General features: G+C 73.6%; 13 protein-coding genes. 6 read left to right on the forward strand and 7 right to left on the reverse strand.

Going from position 1 to position 17,882, the window contains the following annotated elements:
• Position 1: 1 nt before the first annotated feature.
• Complete coding sequence (locus tag ACPC54_RS02650; protein WP_498960381.1) at positions 2-2,122, reverse strand: hypothetical protein; 2,121 nt, start codon at positions 2,120-2,122, stop codon at positions 2-4.
• A 16-nt stretch (positions 2,123-2,138) separates the two neighbouring features.
• Positions 2,139-2,621 carry a hypothetical protein gene (locus ACPC54_RS02655; RefSeq protein WP_498960383.1) on the reverse strand — a complete coding sequence of 161 codons (483 nt, stop codon included), beginning with the start codon at positions 2,619-2,621 and terminating at the stop codon, positions 2,139-2,141.
• A gap of 263 nt (positions 2,622-2,884) precedes the next feature.
• Between ACPC54_RS02655 and ACPC54_RS02660 the strand changes: the two genes are divergently transcribed.
• The 4 genes from ACPC54_RS02660 (at position 2,885) to ACPC54_RS02675 (ending at position 8,785) form a co-directional block, all read left to right on the forward strand.
• Complete coding sequence (locus tag ACPC54_RS02660) at positions 2,885-4,075, forward strand: CaiB/BaiF CoA transferase family protein (RefSeq protein ID WP_498960385.1); 1,191 nt, start codon at positions 2,885-2,887, stop codon at positions 4,073-4,075.
• Between the two features lie 2 nt (positions 4,076-4,077).
• Positions 4,078-5,220 carry an acyl-CoA dehydrogenase family protein gene (locus ACPC54_RS02665; protein ID WP_498960387.1) on the forward strand — a complete coding sequence of 381 codons (1,143 nt, stop codon included), beginning with the start codon at positions 4,078-4,080 and terminating at the stop codon, positions 5,218-5,220.
• Positions 5,221-5,360: 140 nt separating this feature from the next.
• The gene (locus tag ACPC54_RS02670) at positions 5,361-6,575 is read left to right on the forward strand and encodes an acetyl-CoA C-acetyltransferase (RefSeq protein ID WP_498960389.1); all 1,215 of its coding nucleotides are present in this window, start codon (positions 5,361-5,363) and stop codon (positions 6,573-6,575) included.
• A 29-nt stretch (positions 6,576-6,604) separates the two neighbouring features.
• The gene (locus ACPC54_RS02675; RefSeq protein ID WP_498960391.1) at positions 6,605-8,785 is read left to right on the forward strand and encodes a 3-hydroxyacyl-CoA dehydrogenase NAD-binding domain-containing protein; all 2,181 of its coding nucleotides are present in this window, start codon (positions 6,605-6,607) and stop codon (positions 8,783-8,785) included.
• Positions 8,786-8,858: 73 nt separating this feature from the next.
• Here ACPC54_RS02675 and ACPC54_RS02680 read toward each other — a convergent pair whose 3' ends face one another.
• The 4 genes from ACPC54_RS02680 to ACPC54_RS02695 form a co-directional block, all read right to left on the reverse strand.
• Entirely contained in the window at positions 8,859-9,662 is an 804-nt protein-coding gene (locus ACPC54_RS02680) for a MerR family transcriptional regulator (protein WP_498960393.1), read from the reverse strand.
• Between the two features lie 211 nt (positions 9,663-9,873).
• Positions 9,874-11,013 carry an isopenicillin N synthase family dioxygenase gene (locus ACPC54_RS02685; RefSeq protein ID WP_498960395.1) on the reverse strand — a complete coding sequence of 380 codons (1,140 nt, stop codon included), beginning with the start codon at positions 11,011-11,013 and terminating at the stop codon, positions 9,874-9,876.
• Positions 11,014-11,369: 356 nt separating this feature from the next.
• Entirely contained in the window at positions 11,370-12,017 is a 648-nt protein-coding gene (locus ACPC54_RS02690) for a LuxR C-terminal-related transcriptional regulator (RefSeq protein WP_045705293.1), read from the reverse strand.
• Positions 11,969-13,432 carry a sensor histidine kinase gene (locus ACPC54_RS02695; RefSeq protein ID WP_498960397.1) on the reverse strand — a complete coding sequence of 488 codons (1,464 nt, stop codon included), beginning with the start codon at positions 13,430-13,432 and terminating at the stop codon, positions 11,969-11,971. The genes ACPC54_RS02690 and ACPC54_RS02695 overlap by 49 nt, the downstream gene beginning before the upstream one ends.
• Positions 13,433-13,723: 291 nt before the next feature.
• Here ACPC54_RS02695 and ACPC54_RS02700 point away from each other — a divergent pair, with 291 nt between their 5' ends.
• Positions 13,724-14,449 (forward strand): ABC transporter ATP-binding protein, encoded by a 726-nt coding sequence (locus ACPC54_RS02700; RefSeq protein ID WP_498960399.1) that lies wholly within the window; start codon positions 13,724-13,726, stop codon positions 14,447-14,449.
• Positions 14,446-16,836: an FtsX-like permease family protein gene (locus tag ACPC54_RS02705; protein ID WP_498960401.1), complete on the forward strand. Its 2,391-nt coding sequence runs from the start codon at positions 14,446-14,448 to the stop codon at positions 16,834-16,836. Before ACPC54_RS02700 ends, ACPC54_RS02705 begins: the two co-directional genes overlap by 4 nt.
• A gap of 166 nt (positions 16,837-17,002) precedes the next feature.
• Here the strand turns inward: ACPC54_RS02705 and ACPC54_RS02710 are convergent, their stop codons facing one another.
• Positions 17,003-17,827 carry a MerR family transcriptional regulator gene (locus ACPC54_RS02710; RefSeq protein ID WP_498960403.1) on the reverse strand — a complete coding sequence of 275 codons (825 nt, stop codon included), beginning with the start codon at positions 17,825-17,827 and terminating at the stop codon, positions 17,003-17,005.
• Positions 17,828-17,882: the final 55 nt, after the last annotated feature.

Genomic DNA, 17,882 nt, shown 5'->3' on the forward strand with positions numbered 1-17,882 from the left:
TTCACGCCCTGCCGAAGACGGTGCGGTAGGTCTTGTCGATGCCGATCTGGTAGCCGTCTCCCGCTGTCTCCTTGAGCTGCCGCGGGACGCTGCCGGTGAGGTCGAGGGACTCGGCCGAGTATCCCGACATGGCCATCTTGTAGTTGATCATCGCGTCCAACTGCTGCTGCCCCGCCGAGAAGTGGGAGCTCAGATTGTCCTTGAGCTTGGTGTCGATCTCGGCCTTGGCGGCATCGGCGTACGTGGCGGTCCCGATGTCGACGTAGCGCTGTGCGATGTCGCCCACTCCCGGGATCAGGTTCGCGGGTGTGCCGAGCAGGTGGTAGTTCATCTTCGCCCGCCAGTCCTCGGCCGACTTGTCGCTGTCCGCGTGGTCGACGGCGGCGTCGGCGTACACCGCGTCGAGCGCGCCGAGCGCCGAGGCGGAGTCGTGGACGAGGGAGTTCAGATTGGGGTTCGGGCGGCCGGTCACATCCGGCTTGGTGGCGTCGTGGTCGAGCCCGTCGAGACGGCGGGCGATCTCCTGCGTCTCCGCGTGCTGGATGAGGGCGAAGGACGCCGGGTCCTCGGCGGCGCCCCGGATGACGCGCAACAGCTGGTCCTGGGTGACGGTGAGCCCGTCCGGCTCGGACGGCCCGTACAGCTTCTTCCCGAGGATCTCGTGCATGTCCGCGGCGTAGTCGGCGATCATGTCGGCCATCGGCCGCCGGAGTCCGGCCGGGAGGGACGTCTTGTCGCCCTGGCCGCTGCCGGCGAACGACTTCACCGTCTCGTCCATGATCTGGGACATGACCTTGTCGTGCGGGCGGACGACCGGCTGGTCGCTGTGCGGGTCCCGACCGGTCGTGGCCGCCTCCAGCGCGTAGCCGAGCGCGGTGCGGGAGGGCGTGAAGCCGTCGACGGCGTTCTGCTCGCTGCCCTGGGCGGGCCACTTCCGCTCGTGCAGCAGGTAGTCGAGGTTCTTGCCCTTCCCGGGGTCGAAGAAGTCCTTGGACGCCTCGGGGTTGTGGCTGAACGCGTTCATCAGTCCGCCCATCGGGTCGGACTGGTTGACCCCGCCCTCCCACTTCGGGCCCCAGAGGTCCTCGCCCTTGGTCTTGCTGGTGCGTTCGAAGTCGACCAGGTCGTTCCCGACCTTGAGCAGGAACGGCTTGTCGAACTTTCCGCCCGCGCCCATCAGCGAGGTGAGCGCCGGGTAGTTGTCGTTCCAGCCCGCGGCCGAGCCTCCCGGACGGCGGGCGGCCTTCAGGAGGCCGTCCTCCCAGTCCTTGCCCATGCCGCCGTCGCGGGTCGCCGTGGCGAGGACCGTCGACAGGCTGCCGTAGACGTCCTGGTAGCCCTTGGCGTTGTGGTTGCCGTGGGCGAGGTCGCCGTAGGCCTTGGAGTACTCCAGCAGGGCGTCCGGGCCGGTCTTCCCGCCGTAGTCGAGGCCGTTGAGGAGGGTGGTCGCGAAGTCCTTGTTGTCCGCGTTGGCGGCCATGAGGTCCTGCAGCTGCTTCAGCTCCGGATCGCTGAGGCTGCCGCCCTTGGACATCAGGTCCTTGGCCCGGTTGGCGTCGGCGACCGGGCCGCCGCCGTACGGAGCGGGATTGAAGGAGGTGGTGCTGGTGCCGATGTCGCTCTGGAGTGCGGTGGTGGCCCGCTGGTCGGCGGCGGCGGCCTTCTCGACGGCCTTCGTCAGGCGGGTCGAGTAGCCCGCGGCCTTGGTCCGCAGCCCCTGGGCCAGGGTGGCGCTGTCCGGGTCGTTCCGCGCCTCCTTCGGCAGGCTCCAGTTGACCGTGCCGTCCGCACTGACGGTCATGCTGTCGGCCTGCGCGTCCTGGATCGCCTTGTCGAGCTCGCGGCGGGCCGCGACGAAGTCCTCGGCGGCGGCCTTCATGATCGAGGCCAGCGCGGTGGCGACGGTCGAGGCCTGCTTGAAGTCGCTGTCGATGCCCTGCAGGGCCTTGGTGGCGTTGTCGGCGGCCGTGCCCTTCCAGCCGGCCCGCTGCGCGGTGCTGGTGAGGTCCTTGGTGACCCGGCCGTCGAGGGAGGTGAGGGCCTTGGCGACGCCGGACCACGCCTCGGCGGCGTCGTTGATGGCGGCGAAGTCGGCCTCGTGAAGGTCCTTGAAGGACACCATCCGTCTGTTCCCCCTGTTACTGGCGCGCGCGGAGATCGGCGGCGGTCCGGGCTTCGTTGTTCTGGTAGTTCTGCTGGGTCGTGTCGAGGTTGCCGGCGGCGCCGTCGAGCCGGTCGTGCAGCGCCTGGCACTGCTGCATCCAGCGCTCGGTGCTGCCGGTGAGCGCGCCGCCGAAGGAGAAACCGCGGATCTTGGTGGACGCGGTGCTCGCGTACTCGGTGAGGCTGTGGGCGCCGGGGCCGGCCTTGCCGTTGGCGCTGTTGAGGTCGGTGCCGATCTGGCGGGCTATCCCGGCCGAAGCGGCCAGTTCGTGGGGGGTGTCGAGCTGGGTGGTGCCGGCGGAGGCGGGCCCGGGCGGGCTGCCGGCGCTCGCCAGGACGAGCCTGGCGGGCGGCTCCGTCGCGGCGGTGCTCGATGCCGGGGGCGGTACCGGGGCCGACGCGGGGGCGGGCAGCGGGGCCGGGGCGACCGGTCCCGTGGTGAACTGGGCACTAACCATGCGTGTGCAGTCCTCCTCATTCATGAAGAGGGGTCGATCCCCCCGTGGCACGTCGACCGTACAGGCCGCCTCTGTCGGTGTACTGACGCACCCTCCGCGTGACCGGTTGCGCGATGGTCGGCGGTCTTCGTCAAGGGTTCGTCAAGAGGGATCCGGCGCCTCGAACGGGCGCGGCGCGAGGGCTTGTTACCGGCCGGTCGCTTCCCTATCATCACGAGTGTTACAGCTTTACTGTCAAACCCACCGGAAGGGTTCAGCAGCCAGTGCGTGACACGAGCGGTGCGCCGGAGCCGGGCGGGCGGCCGGGAGCGGCGGGCCCGGGCCCGCTGGCCGGGGTGCGGGTGGTGGAGCTCGCCGGGATCGGGCCCGGCCCGTTCGCGGCGATGCTGCTGGGCGACCTCGGCGCCGACGTGGTGCGGGTCGACCGGCCGGAGCCGCCGGCGGTCGGGCCGGACCCGGCCCACGACCTCACCAACCGCAACAAGCGCTCGGTGCTGATCGACCTGAAGGCGCCGGACGGCCCCGGGCTGGTGCTCGGCCTGGTCGAGCGCGCCGACCTGCTGATCGAGGGCTACCGGCCCGGCGTCGCCGAGCGGCTGGGCGTCGGCCCGCAGGCCTGCCTGGCCCGCAACCCGGCCCTGGTCTACGGGCGGATGACCGGCTGGGGCCAGAGCGGCCCGCGGGCCGCCACCGCCGGGCACGACCTCGGGTACACGGCGGTCGCCGGGGTGCTCGGGCTGGTCGCCGGCGCCGGCGGCGCGGACGAGCCGCCCGGGATCCCCGCCAACCTGCTCGGCGACTACGCCGGCGGCTCGCTCTACCTGGTGGTCGGCCTGCTCGCCGCCCTGCACCACTCCCGGGCCACCGGCGAGGGCCAGGTGGTCGACGCCGCGATCGTGGACGGCGCCGCGCACCTCGGCAGCATCCTGTGGGGCCTGCTCGCGGCCGGCCACTGGCAGGACCGCCGGGGCGCCAACCTGCTGGACGGCGGCGCGCCGTTCTACGCGATCTACCGGACGGCGGACGGCGGGCACCTGGCCGTGGGCGCGCTGGAGCCGCGCTTCTACGCCGAGTTCGCCCGCCTGCTGGAGCTCGGCCCGGACGCGCCCGGCCAGTACGAACTCGCCCGCTGGCCCGAACTGCGCGCCCTGATCGCCGCCCGCTTCGCCACCCGGACCAGGGCCGAGTGGGAGGCCGTCTTCGCGGGCTCCGACGCCTGCGTGGAGCCGGTGCTGACGATGCGTCAGGCCGCCGCGGACGGGCACCTGTCGGCGCGCGGCACCTACGTCGAGGCGGACGGCATCACCCAGCCCGCCCCCGCCCCGCGCTTCTCCGCCACCCCCGGCGCCCTGCGCCGCCCGCCGGCCCGGCCCGGTGCGGACACCGCCGAGGTGGCCCGGGACTGGGGCGTCCCGGACCTTCACCCCAACTCCGCGCCGGAACGAGGAGAGTAGCGTTGCAGCGGGACATCATGACCGAGCAGCACGAGGACTTCCGGGCCACCGTCCGGGCCTTCCTGGCCAAGGAGGTGCTGCCGCACTACGACCGCTGGGAGCGGGAGGGCGTCGTCGACCGCGAGGTCTGGCTCGCGGCCGGCCGCCAGGGCCTGCTGGGCCTCGCCGTCCCCGAGGAGTACGGCGGCGGCGGGACCGCGGACTTCCGCTACGCCGCCGTGCTGGCCGAGGAGTTCGCCCGGGCCGGCGCCGCCGGGCTGGCGATCGGCCTGCACAACGACATCATCGGCCCCTACCTGATCTCGCTCTCCACCGAGGAGCAGAAGCGCCGCTGGCTGCCCGGCTTCTGCTCCGGCGAGCTGATCGCCGCGATCGCGATGACCGAGCCCGGCACCGGCTCCGACCTGCAGGGCATCCGCACCCAGGCGGTCGACCAGGGTGACCACTTCCTGCTCAACGGTGCCAAGACCTTCATCTCCAACGGCATCCTCGCCGACCTCGTCGTCGTGGCCGCCCGCACCACCCCCGAGGGCGGCTCGCACGGGCTCAGCCTGCTGGTCGTGGAGCGCGGCATGCCCGGCTTCGAGCGCGGCCGCAACCTCGACAAGATCGGCCAGAAGGCCCAGGACACCGCCGAGTTGTTCTTCCAGGACGTCCGGGTGCCGAAGGAGAACCTGCTCGGCGAGCTGAACGGCGGCTTCATCCACCTGATGCAGAACCTCGCCCAGGAGCGGCTCGCCATCGCGGTCGCCGCGATCGCCGGGGCCGAGTACCTGGTCGAGATCACCACCGACTACGTCAAGCAGCGCCAGGCCTTCGGCCGTCCGCTGTCCAAGCTCCAGCACGTCCGCTTCGAGATCGCCGAACTGGCCACCGAGTGCGCCGTCACCCGGGCCTTCGTCGACCGCTGCATCACCGAGCACAACCGCTACGCGCTCACCCCGGCCGACGCCTCGATGGCCAAGTGGTGGGCCACCGAGCTGCAGAAGCGCACCGCTGACCGCTGCCTCCAACTGCACGGCGGCTACGGCTACATGAGCGAGTTCCCGGTCGCCCGGGCGTTCGTCGACGGGCGCATCCAGACGATCTACGGCGGCACCACCGAGATCATGAAGGAGATCGTCGGCCGCTCGATCCTCGGCTGAACCCGCGGTCCCGCGGTCCCGCGGTCCCGCGGTCCCCGGAACCCCCGTCCGAACCCCGTCCGAACCCCGTCCGAACCCCCGCCCCGCAGTCCCCGCCCCGAAATCCCTGCCCCGAAATCCCGCTGAAAGGCGTCTCCACCGTGACCACCGAAGCGTACGTCTACGACGCGATCCGCACCCCGCGCGGCCGGGGCAAGGCCAACGGCTCGCTGCACGGCACCAAGCCGATCGACCTGGTCGTCGGCCTGATCCACGAACTCCGCCACCGCCACCCCGAGCTGGACCCGGCCGCGATCGACGACATCGTGCTCGGCGTGGTCAGCCCGATCGGCGATCAGGGCTCCGACATCGCCCGGATCGCCGCCATCGCGGCCGGCCTGCCCGACACCGTCGCCGGCGTCCAGGAGAACCGCTTCTGCGCCTCCGGTCTGGAGGCCGTCAACCTGGCCGCCGCCAAGGTCCGTTCGGGCTGGGAGGACCTGATCCTGGCCGGCGGCGTGGAGTCCATGTCCCGGGTCAAGATGGCCTCGGACGGCGGCGCCTGGTTCGCCGACCCGATGACGGCGTACGAGACCAACTTCGCGCCGCAGGGCATCGGCGCCGACCTCATCGCCACCATCGAGGGCTTCTCCCGCACCGATGTGGACAGCTTCGCCGCCGAGTCCCAGGCCCGCGCCGCCAAGGCCCAGGCGGACGGCCTGTTCGACCGCTCGGTCGTCCCGGTCCGCGACCGCAACGGCCTGGTCGTGCTGGAGCGCGACGAGTTCATCCGCCCCGGCACCACCGTCGAGACCCTGGCCGGCCTCAAGCCCTCCTTCGCCGCGATCGGCGAGGCCGGCGGCTTCGACGCCGTCGCCCTGCAGAAGTACCACTGGGTCGAGGCCATCGACCACGTCCACCACGCCGGCAACTCCTCCGGCATCGTGGACGGCGCCGCCCTGGTCGCCATCGGCAACCGCGAGGTCGGCGAGCGGTACGGGCTCCGCCCGCGCGCCCGGATCGTCTCCGCCGCGGTCTCCGGCTCCGAGCCGACCATCATGCTCACCGGCCCCGCCCCGGCCACCCGCAAGGCGCTCGCCAAGGCCGGCCTCACCGCCGCCGACATCGACCTGGTCGAGATCAACGAGGCCTTCGCGGCGGTCGCGCTCCGCTTCATCCGCGAGATGGGCTTCCGCCACGACCAGGTGAACGTCAACGGCGGCGCGATCGCCCTCGGCCACCCGCTCGGCGCCACCGGCGCGATGCTGCTCGGCACCGTCGTCGACGAGCTGGAGCGGCGCGACCTGCGCTACGGCCTGATCACCCTCTGCGTGGGCGGCGGCATGGGCATCGCCACCGTCGTCGAGCGCGTCTGACCTCCTCCCCGGTAGATCTGGAGAACCTGATGAGCGACACCACCACCATCCGCTGGGAGCAGGACCAGGACGGCGTGGTCACCCTCGTCCTCGACGACCCCACCCAGTCCGTCAACACCATGAACGAGGCGTTTACCGCCGACTTCGAGGCCGTCGTCGGCCGGCTGGCCGCGCTCGCCGCCGCCGACGAGCTGCGCGGCGTGGTGATCACCTCCGCCAAGAAGACCTTCTTCGCCGGGGGAGACCTGCGGATGCTCTCCGCCGCCCGCCCCGGCGACGCCGCGCAGGTCTTCGAGAAGTCCATGCGGATCAAGCGCGCGCTGCGCACCCTGGAGACCCTCGGCAAGCCGGTCGTCGCCGCCCTCAACGGCAGCGCGCTCGGCGGCGGCCTGGAGCTGGCCCTCGCCTGCCACCACCGGATCGCCGTGGACACCCCGGCCAGCCGGATCGGCTTCCCCGAGGTCACCCTCGGCCTGCTGCCGGGCGGCGGCGGAGTGGTCCGCACGGTGCGGCTGTTCGGCATCACCGACGCCCTGCTGAAGTTCCTGCTGCAGGGGCAGCAGTACCGCCCGGCGCAGGCGCTGGAGCACGGGCTGGTGCACGAACTCGTCGACACCGTCGAGGAGTCGACCGCCCGCGCGAAGGCCTGGATCGAGGCCAACCCGACCGCCGTCCAGCCGTACGACGTCAAGGGCCACCGGATCCCCGGCGGCACCCCGGCCACCCCCGCCTTCGCCGCCAACCTGCCGGCCTTCCCGGCCAACCTGCGCAAGCAGCTGAACGGCGCGCCCTACCCGGCCCCGCGCAACATCCTCGCCGCGGCGGTGGAGGGCTCCCAGGTCGACGTCGACACCGCGATGGTGATCGAGGCCCGCTACTTCACCGAGCTGGCCTGCGGGCAGACCAGCACGAACATGATCCAGGCGCTGTTCTTCGACATGCAGGCCGTCAACTCCGGTGCCGGACGCCCCAAGGACGTCGAGAAGCGGCTCGTCCGCAAGGTCGCCGTGCTCGGCGCCGGGATGATGGGCGCGGGCATCGCCTACGCCTGCGCCCGGGCCGGCATCGACGTCGTCCTCAAGGACGTCACCGTCGAGGCCGCCGAGCGCGGAAAGGCCTACAGCGCGGGGCTGCTGGACAAGGCCGTCGCCCGCGGCCGCTCCACCGAGGCCAAGCGCGACGCCCTGCTCGCCCGGATCACCCCCACCGCCGAGGCCGCCGACCTGGCCGACTGCGACGCCGTGATCGAGGCCGTCTTCGAGAACACCGAGCTCAAGCACAAGGTGTTCGAGGAGATCGAGGGCGTCGTCGCCCCCGACGCGCTGCTCTGCTCCAACACCTCCACCCTGCCGATCGGCCTGCTCGCCGAAGGCGTCCGGCGCACCGCCGACTTCATCGGACTGCACTTCTTCTCGCCGGTCGACAAGATGCGCCTGGTCGAGATCATCCGCGGCCCGCAGACCGGCGACGAGGCGCTGGCCCGCGCCTTCGACCTGGTCCGGCAGATCGACAAGACCCCGATCGTGGTCAACGACTCGCGCGGCTTCTTCACCTCCCGGGTCATCGGCCAGTTCATCAACGAGGGCGTCGCCATGGTCGGCGAGGGCATCCACCCGGCCTCCGTCGAGCAGGCCGCCGGCCAGGCCGGCTACCCCGCCAAGGTGCTCTCGCTGATGGACGAACTCACCCTCACCCTGCCGCGCAAGATCCGCGACGAGTACCGGCGCTCGGCCGAGGCCGCCGGCGGCACCTGGACGCCGCACCCGGCGGACGCCGTCGTCGACCGGATGGTCGACGAGTTCGGCCGGCCCGGACGCAGCGGCGGCGCGGGCTTCTACGAGTACGGCGCGGACGGCAAGCGCGGCCGGCTCTGGCCGGGGCTGGTCGAGCACTTCTCCCGCCCGGACGCGGCCGAGGTGCCCTTCGAGGACCTGAAGGAGCGGATGCTGTTCAGCGAGGCGCTGGACTCGGTGCGCTGCCTGGAGGAGGGCGTGCTGACCTCGGTCGCCGACGCCAACGTCGGCTCGATCCTCGGCATCGGCTTCCCGGCCTGGACCGGCGGCGTGTTCCAGTACATCAACGGGTACGAGGGCGGCCCGGCCGGCTTCGCGGCCCGGGCCCGCGAGCTCGCCGCCGCGTACGGCGAGCGGTTCGCGCCGCCCGCGCTGCTGGAGCGGATCGCGGCCGAGGGGCGTACCTTCACCGACTGACCGGCCGGGCCCGTGGTGGCCGGGGGTGGGGCCGTGCCCGGCACGGCCCCACCCGGTTCGCCGACCGGGCGGGTCAGCCGGCCTCGCCGGCCGGTGCCTCGCCCGGTTCTTCGCTCAGTTCCTCGGCCGGTTCTTCGCTCAGTTCCTCGGCCAGTTCCTCGCCCAGCTCCTCCCGGAGCGACCGCTGGAACGCGGTGACCAGCGCCTGCGCCACCATGGGTTGGATGTGGTCGGTCAGCGCCTTCATCCGGGCCAGCTCCTCCGGCGCGGGCTCGCTCTCCCGGTACGGCTTCCACACCGTCTCCCGGAACAGCCGCTGCAACTCCCGTGCCGTCGCCCGACTGTGCTCCACCACCACCGCGCGGGCGGCCAGCAGGGTCTCCAGCGGGATCGGTACGTCCAGGACGCGCACGCCCAGCGGCAGCAGCCCGGGGTCCACCCGGAACAGCTCCGGGTCGTCCGTCCGCTCCAGCGCCCCCATCGCCGCCAGGCGGTCGACCTGCTCCTCCGACAGCCCGCGCCCGGCCCGCCGTTCCAGCTGCGCGCGGCTCGCCTCCTCGGCCGCCCCGGGGGTCCAGGACGCCACCAGCGCCCGGTGGATCGCGAGGTCCAGCGGCGAACTGTCCTCCGGCAGCCTGGCCAGGTAGCGCTCGATCGCGGCCAGCGTCAGGCCCTGGCGCTGCAACTCCTCGATCAGCTCCAGCCGGTCCAGGTGGGCAGCCCCGTACAGGCCCACCCGGCGCGGCCCCAGATCGGGCGGCGGCAGCAGACCCTTCGTCCCGTAGAACCGCACCGTCCGCACCGTCATCCCGGCCCGCGCCGCCAACTCGTCCACCGTCAGCCGCACCTCGCCCGTTCCGGCGCCGTGCTCCCCCATCTGCTGCCTCCCGCGCTGGCACATTCCCGCTGTGACAGCAGCAGTGTGACAGTGCCCACCGTCGCGGTCCACCGGGATCGGGGCACGCTGTGCCGGGCCGGGCCGGGCAGGGCTCCGGACGGCCGACGCCCCCGTCCCGCGGCCGGGTTCGGCGGGCGGGACGGGGGCGTCGGCCGTGGGGCGCAGGGCCGCCGGGTCAGCGGGCGGCGGGTCAGCGGGCGGCGGGGCCGATGAGGTCGGCGTGGTGGCGGCGGGTGACCTCGGGGTGGGCGCGGGTGTAGCCCTTCCACTCGTTCAGGCCGAAGTCGGCGAAGAGCGGGTTGTCCGGGTCCGCGGTGGCGCCGGGGGCGTGGTGGGCGAGCGGGAAGTCCAGCGGTTCGATGTGGGCGTCGAGCCGGGGGTTGTAGAAGAACGGCACGGAGAAGCGCTCACGGGCACCGGGCGGGCTGACCACGCGGTGGCTGGTGGCCTTGAGGTAGCCGTCCGTGGCGACCTCCAGCAGCTCGCCGAGGTTGACGACGAAGGCGCCCTCCAGCGGCGGGACCTCCAGGAAGCTGCCGTCCGGCCGCTCCACCTGGAGCCCGCCGACGGTGTCCTGCAGCAGCAGCGTGATGAAGCCGTAGTCCTTGTGGGCGCCGACGCCCTGCCCGGCGCCGTCCGGGGCGGTCCCGGGGTAGCGGACCAGCTTCAGGCGCAGGTGGGGGTGGCCCGCGAAGGCCGCGTCGTAGAAGTCGGGGCGGGCGCCGATCGCGGCGAGCAGCTCGTGCAGCAGGCGGCCGGCGACCGCGCCCAGGCGGTCGATCCAGCCGAGCGCGGCGGTGCGCAGTTCGGGCAGCGCCGCGGGCCACTGGTTGGGGCCCTCCAGCCACCAGTACGGCGGCTCACCGGCGCCCGGGACGTGCGGGGGCAGTTCGGCCCCGATGTCCAGCTGGTCGCGCCAGTCCTGGCTGCCGCCGGTGCGCTCGTCCCCGGTGCGGGTGTAGCCGCGGTAGTGCGGGGAGTTGAGGTTGCTCACGGACAGCCGCTCGGCCTCGGGCAGGTCGAAGAAGGCCCGCATGGCGCCGGTGAGCGCGGCCGTCTCGGCCGCGGTGACGCCGTGGCCGACGAGCTGGAAGAACCCGACCCCGGTGGCCGCGGTGCGGAGCGCGTCGTGGAGGCGGAGCCGGTCCTCCGGGCTGCCGTCGGCGAGCGAGAGGTCGATCACCGGAAGGGCCTCGGGGTGCTCCCCGGTGGTGGGAGCGGGGGAGGACTCGGTGGTGGGCGCGGGGCTGGGGGCGGGCGCGGGGGTGGGGGCGGGAGCCGGGGCCGGGTCGGTGCCGGTCGAGGGTATGGGCGTGTGCTGCTGCGTCATTTGTGACATCCGCTGGGTCTCGTCCCGGCTGGTCCCGGTGGTCGACCGGGGGGCGGCCGGGGCAGCGCCTGATGCGGCGGGTGCCCCGGGAGCCGGGTGGTGGTGGCGGCCGGCTGGGGCCGCCGTTGAGGGTGTGGCGCGAGGTTCAGCTGGAGCGTCGACAGGACATGCTCGTCACGCGGAGCAGGTCCACGTGGCGGCGACGAACAAGGATGAGCACGTCACCAGCCTAAATGACCCGTTTCCAGACGGGCGAGCCCCCTGCAGCGGAGGGGCGCCCACCAGTTTTGTCAGGAGTTCGTCAAGAGTTTCGGATTCCGGGTGTCGCGGTCAGGGGGCGTGGGCTCGGGGGCCGGTCAGGAGTTGTTGAGGTAGGCCAGGACGGCCAGGACCCGGCGGTTGTCGTCGTCGGAGGGCTGGAGGTCGAGTCGGACGAAGATCGAGGCGGTGTGCTTGGCCACCGCCCGCTCGGTGATCACCAACTGCTGGGCGATCGCCGCGTTGGACCGGCCCTCCGCCATCAACCCCAGGACCTGCCGTTCGCGCGGGGAGAGAGTGGAGACCGGACCGGCCGAGGAGGTGTGGGTGAGCAGCCGGGTGATCACCTCCGGGTCCATCGCGGTGCCGCCCTGGGCGACGCGCTGGATGGCGTCGATGAAGGTGGCACCGTCCAGGACCCGGTCCTTCAGCAGGTAGCCGATCCCGCCCGTGCTGCCGGCCAGCAGCTCCCGGGCGTACAGCTGCTCCACGAACTGCGAGAGCACCAGGACGGGCAGACCCGGGTGCGCCTGCCGGGCCGCCAGGGCCGCGCGCAGGCCCTCGTCGGTGAAGGTCGGCGGCAGCCTGACGTCCACCACGGCGATGTCCGGCAGGTCGGCGGCCACCGCGGCGAGCAGCTGGTCGCCGGTCTCGACCGCCGCGGTGACCTTCATGCCGTTGGCCTCCAGTAGCCGGGTCAGGCCGTCCCGGAGGAGGAAGAGGTCTTCGGCGATGACAACGCGCACGGGATCTCCAGGTTCACGATGGTCGGGCCACCGGGTGGACTGCTGATCGCGAGCACTCCGTCGAAGGCGGCCAGTCGGCGTTCGGTTCCGCTGAGGCCGGTGCCCCGCGACGGGTCGGCGCCGCCGCGCCCGTCGTCGGTGATCGATATCCTCAGCAGCCCGTCACTGTGCCCTATGTCGATCCACACGCGCGAGGCGCCCGCGTGCTTCACCACGTTGGCCAGCAGCTCGCTCACCGCGAAGTAGGCGGCCGACTCCACCGGGGCCGGAGCCCGGCCGGGCAGACCGCCGTCGAAGGTGACCGGCAGGGGGAGGTCCAGCGCGGTGGCCTCCACCGCGTCGGCCAGGCCCCGGTCGGCCAGCACCGGGGGATGGATGCCCCGGACCAGGTCCCGCAGCTCGCTCAGGGCCTTGACGGAGGACAGCCTGGCCTCGGTCAGCAGCGGCCCGATCGCCTCCGGATCCCCCTTCAACTGCTCGGCCACGGACAGCAGCATGCCCAGCGCCACCAGCCGGGCCTGCGCCCCGTCGTGCAGGTCCCGTTCGATCCGGCGCAGCTCGGCCGCCCCGGCGTCGATGGTGTCCGCCCTGGTCCGGGCCAGGTGGCTGACCTGGCGGGCGAGTTCGTCCTGTCGGGACGGCCCGAGCAGCGCCCGCGCGGACCGCTCGTGCAGCCGCAGCACAGACGGGGCGGCCCACAGTGCGGCGAACGGGGCGACGCACATCCCCATCCCGTAGACGACGCCGAGCGCGACGAGGGGCCCGTTCCGCCCGAGGACCTCCAGGGCGATCGGGGTGAGGACCACGACGGCGGCCGTGAGCAGCGCGGCGCAGCCGGTCAGCAGCACCCAGGCGAGGTCCCGCCAGGTCGCCCGGTCGGTCAGCCAGCCGCCGGTCCGCAGTCGCTGCCACGGGCCGGCGCCTGGCGCCCGGTGGTACGGCAGCGGGATCGGCTGCCCGCTCCACCGCCCCACGACCCGCCTGCCCTCGGCCGCGGCCCAGCGGATGCCGAGCAATGCGAACACCACCATCGCCGGCGCCAGCCAGAACGACCCGGACCGCCCGCCGGGCGGGGCGCCGCCGTAGATGTGGGTGGCCGCCACCGCGAGCGCGCCCGGGGCGAACAGGGCGGCCCCGATCGCCCGGCCGCCGCCGCCGGTGGCCCAGCACAGCGCCCAGAGCGCGACCGGCCCGGTCGGGACCAGCAGGATCAGCGGCCCGCCGGGCCCGAACGGCCGCGACTCGTCCGGTCCGAACAGCGCCGAGACCAGGAGGACCGGCCCGGCCAGCAGCGCCACCAGCCCCGACACCGCCAGCGTCACCGCGTACCAGGCCCGCATGCCGTCCAGGCAGGCGCGCCCCACTTTCCGGGCGGCCTTGCCCACGACCCCCGAACCCGCCATGACCGTGCTCACGAGCCCCGCACCCGCGAGGCTCGCGCCCACGATTCCACCCACCATGCCGACACCCATGTCGCACCCCCTCCTCAGTCCGGAGCCCGGCCCCGGATCCCGATCCTTCGGTCTCGCCGGTGGCCAAGTCTGCACGGCCGGGAAGGCCCGGCGCTCTAGGTCTGAACACCCAGTTCGGGGTGTATCTGGATACACCTGTGAGAGGCCGTCCAGACGGCTGTCGACGACCCGTCACGGATCCGTAGCGTCATGTTCCGTCAGCCGGACGGGACTTACCGGGCCGGTGTTCGGAACATGGAGGAGCCCGTGAACGCGCCGATCATCCGGATCCGCGGCGTCAGCAAGACGTACGACCGATCCGACGCCGCCCGCCCCGCGCTGGCGGGGCTGGACCTGGAGGTGCGGGCCGGCGAGGCGCTGGCCGTGCTCGGCCGTTCGGGCAGCGGGAAGTCGACCCTGCTCAACCTGATCGCGGGCCTCGACCGCCCGAGCGAGGGTGGGGTGGAGGTGGACGGCGTGGCCGTCCACGAGCTGGGCGAGGCCGCGCTCGCCGAGTACCGGCGCACCCGGATCGGCATGGTGTTCCAGTTCTTCAACCTGCTGGACGACCTGAACGCGCTGGACAACGTGCTGCTCCCGGCGCAGCTGGCGGGGATGCGCCGGGAGCAGGCCCGGGCCCGGGCCGAGGAACTGCTGGAGCGGCTGGGGGTGGCCCGGCACGCCAAGGCCTTCCCGGGGCGGCTCTCCGGCGGTGAGCGCCAACGCATCGCGGTGGCGCGGGCGTTGATGAACCGGCCGCCGCTGCTGCTGGCCGACGAGCCGACCGGGGCGCTGGACACCGCCTCCGCCGCGGACGTCCGCGACCTGCTGCGCGGGCTCAACGAGGAGGGCCAGACGATCCTCCTGGTCACCCACGACACGGCGCTCGCCGAGGCCTGCGCCCGCCGGACGATCGAGCTGCTCGACGGCCGGCTGGTGCGGGACACGGCGGCCGCGCCGAGCCCCGGGGCGGTCCGATGAGCGCGCTGAGCAAGGTGGTGCGGGCCGGCGTCGGCCGCAAGCGGGTGCAGACCCTGGTCATGGTGCTCACCACGATGATGTCCGTGACGGCGTGCATCCTCGCGACCGGGCTGCTGGTCTCCGCCCAGGGGCCGTACCAGCGCGCCTTCACCGCCCAGCACGGCGCCCACCTCAACGTGCTGTACGACCAGGGCAGGGTGAGCCCGGCCCAGCTCGCCGCGGCCGCCGGCGTGCCGGGCGTGACGGCCTCGTCCGGCCCCTACCCGGCGGTCGCCGTGCGGCCGCGCTCCGGCGCCGATTCGAAGATGCCGCCGCCGGGCAGCCCGCTCCCGCCGATGACCCTGGTCGGCCGGGCCCAGGACGGCCCGTTGGACAGCCTGCGGATCACCATGGGCCGGTGGGTCGCCGGCCCGGGCGAGGTGGTGTTCCTGGACGGGCACTCCCCGGTGGCGGTCGGCGACAGCGTGCAGTTCCCGGACCTGCCCGGGCAGCCCGTGCTCAAGGTGGTCGGCCTGGCCTCCTCCGTCTCCTGGAGCGCGGACGGCTGGATCGCCCCCGAGCAGGTCGCCGGGCTCACCGCGCCCGGGACGGCGCCCGCGGTCCAGTACCTGTACCGCTTCGCCCACGCCGGCAGCGACGCCGAGGTGACCGCCGACCACGCCGCGCTCGCCGCCGCGGTCCCGGGCGGTGCCCTCACCCGGGCCACCTCCTACCGCCCGGCCCAGGAGGAGGCCAACCGGACGGCCTCGACCTTCGTCCCGTTCGTCACGGCCTACGGGGTGCTCGGCCTGGCCATGTCGGTCCTGATCATCGGGGTGGTGGTCAGCGGCGCGGTCGGCGCCGCCACCCGGCGCATCGGCATCCTCAAGTCCCTGGGCTTCACCCCGGTCCAGGTGGCCCGCGCCTACGTGGGGCAGGCACTGATCCCCGCCGGGGTCGGCACGGCGCTCGGCGTGCTCGGCGGCAACCTGCTCTCGGTGCCCGTCCTCGGGCTGGCCCACAAGGCGCTGCACGGCGGCCTGCTCGGCATCCCGCTGTGGGTGGACGTGGTCGTGTCGGGCGTGGCCCTGGCGGCCGTGGCGGGCACCGCGTTGGTGCCCGCCCTGCGGGCCGGGCGGCTGCGCACGGTGGAGGCGCTCGCGGTCGGCCGGGCGGGGGTCGGCACCGGGGGCGCGGCCGGCCGGGGCCGGACGGGCCGGAGCGGGGGCGGCGGCCGGGCCGCCCGGGGCCGGGAGCTGATCGGCCGGCTTCCCGTGTCGCGCGCGTTCAGCCTCGGGCTGGCGACCCCGCTCAACCGGCCGGCCCGCTCGGTGACCACGGCCGTCGCGGTGGTCCTCGGCACGATCGGGGTGACGCTCTCGGTCGGCCTGGCCCTCTCGCTCGGCGTCTTCCAGGAAGGGCTGACCGCCGGCCGGTCCGACCAGGTCCTGGTCGAGGTCCCGGTCGACAGCTCCACACCGGTCGACCACGTGGACGAGGCGGCCGTGGCCAAGGCGATCGAGGCCCGCCCCGGGGTCCGTGCCTGGTACAGCAGCACGCCGAGCACGGTCGTGCCGGCCGGCAGCACCACCCGGTCCCATGTGATGGCGCTCTCCGGGGACACGTCACGCAGCGGCTACCAGGTGGTCTCCGGCCGCTGGTTCCGGGGCCCCGGCGAGATCGTGGTCGGCACCGACTACCTCCGCGCCAACCAGGCGAGGATCGGTGACACCGTCGCCCTCACCGACCACGGCCGAAGCGTCCCGGCGAAGATCACCGGCGAGATCCTCGCGACGGAGGACACGGTGTTCGTCGACCGGGCCACGCTGGCCCCGCTCGGCAACGCCGTCCAGACCGAGGCGACCTCCTTCCACATCGACCTGACCCCGGGCACCGATGTCCAGGCGTACGTGGACGCACTCGACGCCGCCGTCAGCCCGATGGGCCTCAGTGCCGAGCCCGGTGGCCAGCACATCAACCTCGTCATACTGGCGATGAACACCCTGGCCGGGACGCTCACCGTGCTGCTCTCCGTGGTCGCGGGGCTCGGGGTGCTCAACACGGTGCTGCTGGACACCCGGGAGCGGGTGCACGACCTCGGGGTGCTCAAGGCGCTCGGCATGTCGCCCCGGCAGACGATCGGCATGGTCCTCACCTCGGTCTGCGGCAGCGGGCTGGTGGCCGGGCTGATCGGGGTGCCGCTCGGGATCCTGGTGCATCACCAGGTCATGCCCGCGATGGCGCGCGCCGCCGGAGTCGGGGTGCCCGAGGCGGACCTCACGGTGTTCGACCTGTCGGTGGTGGGGCCGTTGATACTCGGCGGCCTGGTGCTGGCGCTGCTCGGCGCCGCCCTCCCCGCCACCTGGGCGGCCCGGACCAGGACGGTCACGGCGCTGCGGACGGAGTGACGGCAGGGTCCGCCCGATCCCCGGTCCCCCATCCCCGATCCCCGGTCCCCGGGCGGGGAGGGGGGTGCGGGCCGGTCAGCGCGAGCACCGGGCCGCCCCCGTCCAACAGCCGCCGCCCGTCCACCGCCCGCCCGTGCACCGCCCGCCCGGTCCCCGGGCCCCGGGCTCAGGCCGACAGCGCCGCCGCGTAGGCCTCCATGGCCGCCCGCTGGTACGCGGCCAGGCCGGGGGCGATCGCCTCGTAGGCGGCGCGCCACTGCTCGTTCTCCGTGCAGGAGCGGGCGATCGCGCGGTACTCGGCCGCCGGGACGGCCGCCGGGGCCGGGTCCGCCTCCGTCCCGGAGCCCGTGGCCGGGCCCGGTCCGGCGTCCGACCGGAGGGTGCCGAGCAGCCGGTACTCCTCTTCGATCATGTCCTGGACGGGCCCGGCGTCGGCGGGGTGGCCGGCGGCCATCAGCTCCGCCAGCCGGACCATCCGCGCGGTCCGCTCACGCTGGCCGGCCTCGATCTCGGCCGGGCTCATCGCGGCGGTCGCGCGCCGGGCCGCCTCGGCGTGCTCGGGGAAGTCGCGCAGGCTCTCCTCGACGTCGGCGGGCCGGATGCCCTCGAACAGGTTCTCCGGGCGGTTGATGGCGGTCATGGTGGCGTCGTCCTCTCGGGCGCGTTCCAGGTCGGCGATCGTGCGGGAGACGGTGGCGGCGAGGGCGTCCAGCCGGTCGCGCTCGGCGACCAGCCGCCGGTGGTGGCCGCGCAGGGCCGCCAGCTCGTCGACCTGTTCGCCGAGGATCCGGGCGATCTCGCCGAGCCCCACGCCCAGTGCCCGCAGCACGAGGATCTGCTGCAGCCGCAGCAACTGCCGCTCCCCGTAGTAGCGGTGGCCGTTGGAGCCGATTCCGGCCGGGGGCAGCAGCCCGATCTCGTCGTAGTGCCGCAGGGTCCGAGCGGTCACTCCGGACATCCGGGCGACCTCGGCGATCGGCCAGGCGGTCATGCCGTCTCCTCTCCCGTCCCACGTTCGCGTGGACCAGGGCCGGAGGCTCCGGCCC

The organism is Kitasatospora sp. NPDC094028, from assembly GCF_049543595.1.
Lineage (GTDB): Bacteria > Actinomycetota > Actinomycetes > Streptomycetales > Streptomycetaceae > Kitasatospora.